The following is an 11,953-nucleotide window of genomic DNA, read 5'->3' on the forward strand; positions in this document are numbered from 1 at the left end:
CACACTTTTATTTTATTTAACCTCAACTCCAAACTTCAAAAAAATAAAGCAGTGCTTTCGCACCGCTTTATTTTGCATATTCTACAGCCCGTGTTTCACGGATAACTGTCACTTTAATATGTCCAGGGTAGTCAAGCTCTTCTTCTATTCGTTTTCGAATATCTCGAGCCAAACGATGTGCAGCTAGATCATCAACTGCATCTGGTCTTACAATAATCCGGACCTCTCGGCCAGCTTGGATCGCAAAAGATTTTTCAACACCTTCATAAGACTCAGAAATTTCCTCCAGCTTTTCTAAACGGCGGATATAGTTTTCTAGAGTCTCACTGCGTGCACCAGGTCTTGCAGCCGATAAAGCGTCAGCAGCAGCCACTAGAACCGCAATGGTTGATGTTGGCTCCGTATCACCATGATGTGAAGCAATACTGTTGATTACCACTGGGTGTTCCTTGTATTTAGTCGCAAGCTCAACCCCGATTTCAACGTGACTTCCTTCCACTTCATGGTCAATCGCTTTTCCAATATCATGTAATAGACCTGCACGTCGTGCCAGTGTTTCATCCTCACCAAGTTCAGCTGCAAGTAAGCCCGAAAGCTGTGCAACCTCCATTGAGTGTTTTAAGACATTTTGCCCGTAACTAGTACGGAACTTCAAGCGTCCTAGGATCTTAATAAGATCCGGATGTAATCCATGAACTCCGACTTCAAATGTCGTCTGTTCACCCACTTCACGAATGTACTCATCCACTTCACGACGAGATTTTTCGACCATTTCCTCAATTCGTGCAGGATGGATTCGTCCATCTTGAACTAATTTTTCAAGCGCTAATCGCGCCGTTTCCCGACGAATCGGATCGAACCCTGATAGAATAACAGCTTCTGGAGTATCATCGATAATCAAGTCAATTCCTGTAAGTGTCTCTAGTGTACGGATATTTCTTCCTTCACGACCAATAATACGGCCTTTCATTTCATCATTCGGAAGGTTGACTACAGATACAGTCGTTTCCGCAACATGGTCAGCAGCGCAACGCTGGATTGCTAGGGATAGAATTTCCTTCGCTTTCTTATCCGCTTCCTCTTTGGCGCGGTTTTCACTTTCCTTAATCATTATCGCAGTGTCATAGGTTAATTCCTGCTCCATCTTATCGATAATGATGTTCTTCGCTTCCTCACGAGTCAAACTCGAAATACGTTCAAGTTCAGTTTGTTGTGTTCGTACCAACTCGTCCACTTTGCTTTCCATCTGTTCAATATGCTGTTGTCTTTGGTTTAGAGAATCATCCTTCTTTTCTAATAGAATTTCTCGTTTATTTAACGATTCATCCTTTCGATCTAAATTCTCTTCTCTTTGCAGTAAACGGTTTTCTTGTTTTTGCAGTTCATTTCTTCGTTCACGAACCTCACGTTCGGCTTCCGTACGAAGCTTGTGAATTTCATCCTTTGCCTCTAGCAAAGCTTCTTTTTTCAATGAATCAGCATCACGCTTTGCATCTTCAAGAATCTGCTCTGCAGCATTCTTTGCACCTGCTATTTTTGCCTCAGCAATGGATTTACGAACAAAATAGCCAACAACGGCACCGACGATAATGCCAAGCAAAATGGAGATGATAGTAATAGGTTCCATCGTTACACCTCCTCTTGCTATGAACTTTTGTTACACTTTTTAAGTGTCGGCATGTACATTGGTTTGGTTCAACATACAGCAAGCACCAAGCTTTTCATTGTAATATTAACAAAAATGTAAAATATACATGTTAATTGTAAATGTGTGTATATTTATTGTCAAGGGTAACTCCTGACAGCTTTTTGAAATATTTAGACTTTGTTCATGTTTTAACAATATATAAATCGCTATTTTTTGCATAAATATACACACAGACTGATAATTATTCACTTTTTATTAAAAAGAGCAAAACCTAATCAGGCTTTGCTCTTTTTGTTAGTCTATTAATTCGAACTGTTCATCGTCATCGGCTTCAGTGACTATCTTTTCACCGTCTAATCCGAAGTGTTCACGAATCTTTTGTTGAATTTCAAGACGAACACTTGGATTTTCTCTTAAGAAGGTCTTTGCATTTTCACGGCCTTGACCGATTCTTTCCTCATTGTAAGAATACCAAGAACCGCTCTTTTGAACGATATCTAATTCAGAGCCAATATCAATGATCTCGCCCTCTTTAGAAATTCCTTCACCATACATAATATCGACTTCCGCTGTACGGAATGGAGGTGCAACTTTATTTTTAACGACTTTAATCTTGGTTTTGTTACCAACCACGTCAGTGCCTTGTTTGATAGCTTCTCCACGACGTACTTCAACACGGATCGTAGAGTAGAATTTCAACGCACGACCACCAGGTGTAGTCTCAGGGTTCCCAAACATGACACCAATCTTTTCACGAACTTGGTTAATAAAGATTGCGATTGTCTTCGATTTGTTAATGACACCAGAAAGTTTACGGAGTGCCTGAGACATCAAACGAGCTTGAAGACCCATGTGGGAATCTCCCATTTCTCCTTCAATTTCTGCTTTTGGAACTAATGCTGCAACGGAATCGACTACTAGAATATCAATCGCACCACTTCGTACAAGTGCCTCTGCGATTTCTAGCGCTTGTTCTCCTGTATCAGGCTGGGATAACAATAACTCATCGATGTTAACCCCTAGTTTTTGTGCATATGCTGGGTCAAGTGCGTGCTCAGCATCGATAAACGCTGCTTGTCCGCCTGCTGCTTGTACTTCAGCAATTGCATGTAAAGCAACAGTTGTTTTACCTGAGCTTTCAGGTCCGTAAATTTCAATAATTCTTCCTCTAGGATATCCGCCAACACCAAGTGCTGAATCTACTGCTAATGAGCCACTTGGACTTGTTAAAATCCTTGTGTCTGTCTTTTCTCCCATTTTCATGATGGAACCTTTACCAAATTGCTTTTCTATCTGTTTTAGCGCCATTTCTAAGGCCGCTTTACGATCACTCACTACTAGTTCCTCCCTTATATATAAACCAAAAAGTTAATAGCCAAATTCAATAATTTAAAACCTACTAATAATATAACCTCTTTTTGGACATTTGTACAGCAAAAAGTCGAACACTTATTCGTTTTTTTTGAAACAAATAAACATGTAATAAAAGGGTAAATGCTCTAGCATTTAACCCATTTTCAACAGTTTTTGAACTCTAATTTACCTTTTTTATCTGTTTTCAAACTATTTACTAACTATGTGTGACAAATTTGTTTATCCGAGAGTATGTTACGTTATGCGAGAGAATGATACCAGATACTGTTTTAAGTTAAAAAAATCACAGAGAGCTTAGTTAGCTTTCTGTGATTCTTGCAATTGCTTTATTAAATAATAGCAGCCGTATTTTACTGAACGGCTCCGGTTTGCTTCCCTTGAACCGCCAAGTTCCAGCTTTTTAACCACTGTTTGCTGTCCTCTAATCGAAATCCCAATGTAAACTGTTCCTACAGGTTTACCCTCAAGCTCACCTGGTCCAGCAACACCAGTGAAACTAATCCCTATGTCTGCGGATACTAATGCTGCAACATTTTCAGCCAGTTCTTTGGCACACTCTTGACTTACAACCCCATATTTTTCAATGGTTTCTGGTTTAACCTTTAAAACATTCTTCTTAACCTCATTCGTGTAGCAAACAACTCCGCCCTTAAGGACTGAACTAACACCGGGTACACTCGTTAGTTCCTGTTGAAACAATCCTCCTGTTAAACTCTCTGCAGCTGAGATTGTTAATTTCTTGTCTTTTAAAACTCTCATAAGTTCCGCTACTAGAGAAGTATTGTCATACCCATATATAAACTGACCTACACGAGCTCTAATGTTACCCTCTACTTCATCAAGCATTAACTCTGCCGTTTGCATGTCTTGGTGCTTCGCAGTAAGCCTTAACGTGCATTCTCCATCTGCAGCCAGCGGGGCAATTGTTGGATTTGTTTGTTGATCTATTAAATCCATGATTTCTGTTTCTAACGCTGCCTCACCAATTCCAAAGAACCTTAAAACTCTAGAAACTATTTTCTCATCTGTTTTTACTTGTTTGGATAAAGCTGCAGTACCAAAGTGTAAAAACATTGGCTCCATTTCTTTCGGGGGTCCTGGTAGAAGCATATATACGCAATTACCATTTTCGACCATCATACCAGGTGCCATCCCATGATGATTTGGAAGGATAGTAGAATCCTCTAAAACAAGGGCTTGCTTCTTATTATTTTCAGTCATTACCCTATTTCCCTTTTTAAAATAAAGTTCAATAGATTCTAATGCTTCCTGGTCCATTACTAGATTTTTCCCTAAATGGCGTGCAATTGTTTCCTTCGTTAAATCATCCTTTGTCGGTCCTAGCCCGCCCGTAAAAATTATCAAATTTGAACGTTTTTCTGCAATTTCAATTACGGACCTTAATCGGTCAGGATTATCACCAACCACCGTATGAAAAAATACATTGATACCTATTCCTGCAAGTTGTTGCGAAATAAATCGTGCATTACTGTTAACGATTTGACCTAGCAGTAATTCAGAACCAACAGCAATAATTTCTGCATTCATCATCCATTACCCCAAGTTCTATTTAGAATTTTTAAATACATGCATATTCTTCGAAAAATAATCCCAGCCAGACCAGATTGTAAAAATTAATGCAACCCATAATGCTACATCTGCAAATGGAAATCCAATCATCTCAAATATAATATTATGTAATAAAAGTGCTGAAATTGCGATAATTTGTGCCCAGGTTTTGATTTTTCCAAGGTTATTGGCCGCTACCACTTCTCCACCTTCTACGAGCAACAGACGAAGTCCTGTGACCGCAAATTCTCTGCTTATGATTACGATAACAATCCAAGAGGCAGCATATCCAAGATCGACAAGAACAACTAGTGCTGCAGAAACAAGTAATTTATCTGCAAGCGGGTCAAGAAATTTCCCCATATTTGTAACGAGATTATATTTTCGGGCATAATAGCCATCCACCCAATCAGTTGAAGAAGCAAAAATAAAGATTAATGCTCCAACAAAGTGGGTTACCGGAAGGTCAGCTCCCAGTAAGTGCATGTTTCCCCAATCAAAGGGGAAAAGCATTATTATCAAGAAAATAGGAATTAAGAGAATCCTTGATATCGTTATTTGATTTGGTACATTCATTGTTTTGCCTCCAAATAATATTAGAACGAAAAATAGTCATCGCTTGATGACTATTCGTTCTTCGGAACATATTGAATCGTAATGTTCTGAACAACCTGATCAGCAGGTGCGATTGCATACTCAAGCTTTTGGTCATTGACGTAAATCTCAGTACCTACCGCATTACCAACAACAATGACTGCTTTGGATTCACCTGCTAGATCTACTTCTGTACTTTGTGTACCAGTGTTTGATAACATCCCATTGAACTTGGAAATACCACTGCCATTTTTAACACTTACCCATGTATTCCCTGTTGAAACCAGTTTTACAACAAATTTATCAGCATTTTTCAAATCATAGGTAGAGTTCTTTCCACTGTTTTGAACAGCTATTAATTCTTGTTTCGGAGTTTCTACAACCGGCTTCTCCTCAACAGCCTTTTGTTCATCATTCTCTTCTTCTTCTTCTTCATTTTCTTTTGTGTTTTCTTTTTCTGTCTCGTCTGCTTTGTCCAGATTTTCAGAGCGTACAAATTTCACAGGCTCATTTTCCTCGTTAACTTGGTCATTGGCCTTGTCTCCAACGTTATTAACAAAGAAAAAATACAGTAACCCCGCAGCTCCAATAATAAAGACCCCAATTAAGACCTTTGGAATGATATCAAAGATTTTCGAGGATCCTTCCGTTACGGTCTTTCGCGTTTTTACTCGAGATAATTTCTCAGGTAGATCCTCATTGTGAGTTGCTGGGATTTCGTTTTTATACGTCTCAAATATTTCTTCTGGATTAAGCTGCAGCGCTTCAGCGTATTGTTTTACAAAAGCTCGAACATAAAAATTTCCCGGCATACTAGAATAATTGCCTTCTTCAATCCCTATTAAATACCGCTTTTGAATTTTTGTGATTGACTGTAAATCCTCTAAGCTTAATCCTTTGGCTAATCGCTCTTCTTTTAGTCGATTACCTAATTCAGTCACTTATTAACACCTTCCAATTAATTAAAATCCAAAATCTCCAAAATCAGAGCCAGAGAATAAGTTATTTTGGTCGACAATATCATACGTAATTTCTTCGTCTGCATCGTTTCGGAGCTCAATAATATAATCAAAATCATCAAGCGTATACTCAGAATTTTGAACAAAAATATCAGGGTGTTCGACCACTTTAACAGCCGGTAAACGCATGATCTCACGGACTAGCTGCCAATGTCGTTCACTAGCACGTTTGGTTGAAACAATTCCATCAAGAATAAACAAATTATTTTCGTTGTATTCATCTTGGATCAGCTGGTTCCGTATCGTCTGTTTTAGAAGAGTGGAAGATACGAATAACCATCGCTTATTGGCACATACGCTCGCTGCTACAACAGACTCGGTTTTACCTACCCTCGGCATCCCACGAATACCTATCAGTTTGTGTCCTTCCTGCTTAAATAATTCTGCCATAAAATCAACCAATACACCAAGTTCACTCCGAACAAACCGGAATGTCTTTTTATCATCCGCATCACGTTGTATGTATCGGCCATGGCGGACAGCCAGACGGTCACGTAGTTTTGGTTCTCTAATCTTTATTACTTTTATTGTGTCCATTGTATTTAAAATTGACTCTAACCGTTTAATTTGGTTATCATCTTTTGCTAAGATCAATAAACCGCGTCGACCTTCATCTACACCATTAATGGTTACAATATTAATTGAAAGCATTCCGAGCAGGGAAGAAATGTCGCCCAATAAACCAGGACGGTTTTTTTGAATCTCATATTCTAAATACCACTCTTTTTTCTCCATAAAAACCTCCTTAGGCGTAACGACAAATTTTTCATTTCCTCATCTATCCAATATAATATATGATTTTGATAGAAGATGAAAGTAAAAACAAGCTCAAACGATAATTAAGTATGTATGACTCCTAAATAGCAAAAAAAAGAGAGGTTACCCTCTCTCTTAACGACTGCCATTATTTTGAACTAATTTAACCATTATGTTTGCAATGGCTTGCTGCTCTTCTTTATCGGCAACAGACCAAAGATCTGCAAGAATTCTTTCTTGCTCGTTTTTCGGTTCTACCTGCTCTGAAAGGTAATCACCAATCTGTAATGCAAGCGCACTTATCGCACCCTCGCTCATTCCTTCATTTTGAGCTTGGTGAAGGCGGTCAGCAAGAAAATCTTCCCATTGCTTCCAGTTATCTAAAACAGACATATTAAACCCTCCTTTTTAGTTGTACATTGTTATTTTGCAATGATAGGGAGGAATTTATTCATGAAAAAATATGTATATTTTATGTATACCAGCCGCCATTTATTGATAGAACTTGTCCCGTAATATATGAAGATTCATTTGATAGTAAAAATTTAACACCATTAGCGATTTCCTCGGGAACACCTAACCTGCCCATGGGAATTTCGTATTGAAGAAGTTGTTTATCCTCCTCAGAAAACTGGCTCATCATAGGAGTCTCGACCGCCCCAGGAGCAATTGCATTCACCCGCACCCCATTTAATGCAACTTCTTTACTTAATGCTTTTACGAATGATATTTGTGCCCCCTTAGCCGTCGAATAGATCACTTCGCATGCGGCACCTGTTTGACCCCAGATGGAGGATATAAGGATTACATTTCCTGAACGTTTTTTAATAAGCTTTGGCAAAAGTTCTTTCGTTATCATTAAAGGACTCATCACATGGACCCTCATTAATGATTCTACATCTTCCTGTTTTACATCAACAAGAAGGCCATAGTGCGTATTACCGCTGCAATGAACAATGACATCGAGGGAGAAGATCTGTGAACAAACCTTTTTATAACTATCCGGCTCTTCTAAATTGGCTTGAATAGAAGTATATTCACCGCCAAAGGGTTCAAGTTCATTTAGCAGTTCCCTCATTGCTGCTTCATTTTGATTAAAATGCAGATACAAATTATAACCGATAGACGCTAATTTTAAAGCCACCGCTTGTCCAATTCCACCGCTTGATCCAGTAACTAATGCAAATTTTTCCACATACTTCACTCTTTCTATTCTAACTACTCCTCATAATAAACGAAAAGAAAAGCGCCGGCTAGCGGCGCTTCTTTGTTATTTCTTAGGTATTACTTGACATACTGAGAAACGTTCTTCTGAAATAACTTCTGATGACATGGTTTTAATATCATTCATCGTTATTTTCTCTAGTGTAGGAACAACATCGAACAAATTCATATCGTTAAAGGCATATCTTGTGAACTGATTAGCGATATATTCTGGTGAGTTCACAGCACGTAAAAATGCCCCTATTTTTTTCTTTTTAGCTCTATCTAATTGCTCCTCTGTGAATGTTGTTCCATTCTTAGCTTGAAATAGCATGTTTTTAAGATCATCTGCAAGTTTATCGGGATTTTCTGTATCTCCGCCAACCATTGCAAAGCCGAAACCTTGTTCCTGTGTATAATCATAAGAGAAGGTTTCATCAATTAGACCTTCATTATAAAGTTGATTATAATTCTCCGAGCTTTTACCAAATAACAAATCCAGGAGTACATTCATGGTTAGTTCATTCTTTAATAACTCTGGCCCCGTTTGATCAACATGCAATGCTTTCATCCCAATTAAGCATTTAGAGGTTTGCACATTCATTTCCAGCACTTGCTTTGGCTGTCCAGTCTGAAGTGGTTCGTCTTCAAATTTACGCTTAATCTCTGGCATCTCTTTGTAATTCTTTTTCGCTTGGTTTTCTCTAACTTGATCCATAAATTTATTTGGATCGACTGGTCCAACAATAAACAATAACATATTGCTCGGATGATAAAAGGTATTGTAGCACTCATAAAGTAAATCTTTTGTAATATGTGAAATCGATTCAATGGTACCGGCAATATCAATCTTCACAGGATGGTTTTGATATAAATTTTGAATCAGTCCAAAATAGAGACGCCAATCAGGATTATCATCATACATAGTAATTTCCTGACCGATAATCCCTTTTTCCTTTTCGACCGTTTTTTCCGAAAAATAAGGATCTTGAACGAAATCAACTAACGTTTCCAGGTTTTTTTCTACATCCGAGGTACTGGAAAATAAATACGCAGTCCTGGTAAAAGAGGTAAAGGCATTTGCAGACGCCCCTTGTTTGCTGAACTGTTGAAAAACATCTCCGTCTTCCTTTTCAAACAGTTTATGCTCAAGGAAATGGGCAATCCCATCTGGAACCTTTACATATTCCTCTTTCCCCAACGGAACAAAATTATTATCAACGGATCCATACTTTGTCGTAAAGGTAGCGTACGTTTTATTAAACCCTTTTTTTGGCAATATATAGACATTTAAACCATTGGATAACTTTTCATGATAAAGCTCTTCTTGGAGCTGGTCAAAATTAATTTTCTCCATTATTTTACCGCCTCCGTTCCTGTTAAGAAGTAGATGGTATCAAGTTCAATTTTATTCGCTACAGCGACAATTTCTTCCTTTGTCGTTTTTTCCATATCATTAATCCACTGCTCAAGTTTAATATCCTTGGCAGCCACAACGTTATGATAAAGAATTTCCGTTAATCCCCGGGAGGTATCAATGGTTTCAAGAATTTGATTTCGAATCACTGCTTTTGTCTGAATTAATTCTTGATCAGTAAAATCGCCTTTTTGCATCGCTTCTAACTGATCGCGAATGATTCCCACTGCCTGGTCATAGTTCTTCAAATCAATCCCTGACATGACCATCATGAGCCCCTTATGACTCTCAAGCCTGCTGGATACATAATAAGCCAAGCTTGCTTTTTCACGAACATTGATAAACAATTTAGAATGCGAAAAACCGCCAAAAATGCCATTGAACAATTGAAGTGCGAAATAATCGGAATCACCATAGACAATATTTGTACGGTACCCGACATTTAATTTCCCTTGTTTTACATCTTGTTCTTCTTTAATTTCATTTACCTGGTCCTTCTTTGGTATCTCAGTGGTTACTACCTTTTTCGGTGTACGGTTTTCAAATTTCAATAAATTCTCTGCAAGGCTTTTTACTTCCTCTTCCTTTACATCACCAATGACATAAAGATCCAGCTCATCCTCGGAAAACGCATTCTTAAAATATTCGTATAAATTTTCAGGAGTAATCGTATCAACATCCTCTGCTTCTCCATTCACTTGCAGAGCGTAGGGCTCACCCTTACACATTTCTTGAAGCAGGCGTACGTTCGAATAACGCATCTTATCATCATAAACAGATTGAATTCGCTGCTTTAATGTTCGCTTTTCTTTGTTCACAGTTTCTTGATCAAATGCATTTCCTGAAACATTTGGCTTAGTCAAAACCTCAGAAAGAAGTTCAAATCCTTTTTTCAGTAAAGGGGTAGGATCACTTAAGAATTTCTCATTTGCGATCTCCAGTGTAAAACTAATTATATGATATTCACCTTTTTTCGCTAAATCAATAAATAGAGTGGCACCATATAATTCATCTAAATAAGAACGTAATGCAGTCGTGGTCGGATAGTTTGCAGAGCTGCTTTGTAAAACCTGAGGAAGCAGTGCTCTCTTAGTAACATCTTCTTTTGTTAAAGGCGCTTTCATTTTCCATACAAATGTATTCGTTTTGTATTTATCTGTTTCAATGACATGGAGTTTGTAGCCCTGCATAGTGGTGATTTTTTCGGCAGTTGAATCCATCTCATAACCCTCCTTCAGATTTCAAAATCCTTCTTATTATATATGTAAACATTCATCGTGTTATTTTACATCTTTTCCATTGTTTTTATCACTTATTCTTACTATAATTTGCCAGGCTTGGTTTTTACAAGTTTAAGCTACTGACTCCTATACAAAACAAAAAGGGCTGACAAATTAGCCAGCCTCTTTAACTTACATTTATTATCGTTTTCCTGGATCAAATGGTTCTCCCGCTGCTTTAGGTGCTTGTGAAGATTTAGAGAAGATTACTAAAGCAATTAAGGTTACTACGTATGGGAAAATTTTCAGAATGATTGGCGGTATAACAGCCAATTCTGGGATAACTTGAGATACGTTAGCGATTGTACTAGCAAATCCGAAGAATAATGTTGCTCCTAAAATCCCTAATGGTCTCCATTGACCAAAAATTAACGAAGCAAGTGCTAGGAATCCTAGTCCTGATACAGAACCAGTGAATTCGCCTGCGTATGTTAATATAATAATGGCACCGCCTAATCCTGCTAAAGCACCAGAAATCATAACTCCGATATAACGGATTCTTACTACATTAATCCCGGCAGCTTGGGCAGCCTGTGGAAACTCACCACATGATTTTAAACGCAGGCCAAATTTCGTTTTGTTTAAAATAAATGCACTTAAAAGTAGTACAACTAAAATAAACCAAGTTGTTGCATATGTTTTCGTAAACAATAGATCTCCGATTATTGGGATTTGAGATAAGACCGGCACATCAAATGGCGTAAATCCACTTGTAATACGAATATTACCACTACCAGTAATATTTCTAGCTAAGAATACTGTTAAAGCCATTGCAATCATATTAATCGCAGTACCACTGATTACTTGGTCAGCACTTAAATTTATGCTTGCAAAAGCATGTAATAGGGAGAACAAAATACCTACTACCACCGCTACTAATAAACCAATCCATAAAATCGTTGATCCTTGCATTTTATCTTGCAGAAAGTTAACAGTTAAAGCACTCGCAAATGCTCCTGAAATCATTAAACCTTCTAAACCGATATTTACGATACCGCTTCTTTCACTAAAAAGACCGCCTAGTGCAGTTATTAGTAGAGGAATTGTAAAAACAATTGCGTAAGGGAATATTTGTTCAATTATGGTCCACATA

The 11,953-nt window shown here is 38.0% G+C and carries 11 protein-coding genes; all 11 read right to left on the bottom strand.

Going from position 1 to position 11,953, the window contains the following annotated elements; all coding sequences use genetic code 11:
- Positions 1 to 67: 67 nt before the first annotated feature.
- The gene (gene rny / locus F4694_RS23370; RefSeq protein ID WP_179602311.1) at positions 68 to 1,627 is read right to left on the bottom strand and encodes a ribonuclease Y; all 1,560 of its coding nucleotides are present in this window, start codon (positions 1,625 to 1,627) and stop codon (positions 68 to 70) included.
- A gap of 315 nt (positions 1,628 to 1,942) precedes the next feature.
- The gene (gene recA, locus F4694_RS23375; RefSeq protein ID WP_179602312.1) at positions 1,943 to 2,983 is read right to left on the bottom strand and encodes a recombinase RecA; all 1,041 of its coding nucleotides are present in this window, start codon (positions 2,981 to 2,983) and stop codon (positions 1,943 to 1,945) included.
- Positions 2,984 to 3,316: 333 nt separating this feature from the next.
- Positions 3,317 to 4,570 (bottom strand): competence/damage-inducible protein A, encoded by a 1,254-nt coding sequence (locus tag F4694_RS23380; RefSeq protein WP_179602348.1) that lies wholly within the window; start codon positions 4,568 to 4,570, stop codon positions 3,317 to 3,319.
- Between the two features lie 18 nt (positions 4,571 to 4,588).
- Entirely contained in the window at positions 4,589 to 5,167 is a 579-nt protein-coding gene (pgsA, locus tag F4694_RS23385) for a CDP-diacylglycerol--glycerol-3-phosphate 3-phosphatidyltransferase (RefSeq protein WP_179602313.1), read from the bottom strand.
- A gap of 50 nt (positions 5,168 to 5,217) precedes the next feature.
- Positions 5,218 to 6,126, bottom strand: a complete 909-nt coding sequence (locus tag F4694_RS23390) for a helix-turn-helix domain-containing protein (protein ID WP_179602314.1) — start codon at positions 6,124 to 6,126, stop codon at positions 5,218 to 5,220.
- A 21-nt stretch (positions 6,127 to 6,147) separates the two neighbouring features.
- Positions 6,148 to 6,939, bottom strand: coding sequence for a DUF3388 domain-containing protein (locus tag F4694_RS23395; protein WP_034676716.1), 792 nt, complete (start codon positions 6,937 to 6,939; stop codon positions 6,148 to 6,150).
- 156 nt (positions 6,940 to 7,095) lie between these two features.
- Entirely contained in the window at positions 7,096 to 7,353 is a 258-nt protein-coding gene (locus F4694_RS23400; protein ID WP_179602315.1) for a DUF3243 domain-containing protein, read from the bottom strand.
- Positions 7,354 to 7,432: 79 nt separating this feature from the next.
- Positions 7,433 to 8,155: an elongation factor P 5-aminopentanone reductase gene (gene ymfI, locus F4694_RS23405; RefSeq protein WP_179602316.1), complete on the bottom strand. Its 723-nt coding sequence runs from the start codon at positions 8,153 to 8,155 to the stop codon at positions 7,433 to 7,435.
- 75 nt (positions 8,156 to 8,230) lie between these two features.
- Positions 8,231 to 9,520, bottom strand: a complete 1,290-nt coding sequence (gene yfmH / locus F4694_RS23410; RefSeq protein WP_179602317.1) for an EF-P 5-aminopentanol modification-associated protein YfmH — start codon at positions 9,518 to 9,520, stop codon at positions 8,231 to 8,233.
- On the bottom strand, positions 9,520 to 10,800 hold the full coding sequence (yfmF, locus tag F4694_RS23415) for an EF-P 5-aminopentanol modification-associated protein YfmF (protein WP_179602318.1): 1,281 nt from the start codon (positions 10,798 to 10,800) through the stop codon (positions 9,520 to 9,522). The genes yfmH and yfmF overlap by 1 nt, the downstream gene beginning before the upstream one ends.
- A gap of 201 nt (positions 10,801 to 11,001) precedes the next feature.
- Complete coding sequence (locus F4694_RS23420) at positions 11,002 to 11,952, bottom strand: ABC transporter permease (RefSeq protein WP_179602319.1); 951 nt, start codon at positions 11,950 to 11,952, stop codon at positions 11,002 to 11,004.
- Between the last annotated feature and the right edge of the window lies 1 nt (position 11,953).

The organism is Neobacillus driksii (assembly GCF_013409995.1).
In the GTDB taxonomy this organism is placed as follows: Bacteria; Bacillota; Bacilli; order Bacillales; family Cytobacillaceae; genus Neobacillus; species Neobacillus driksii.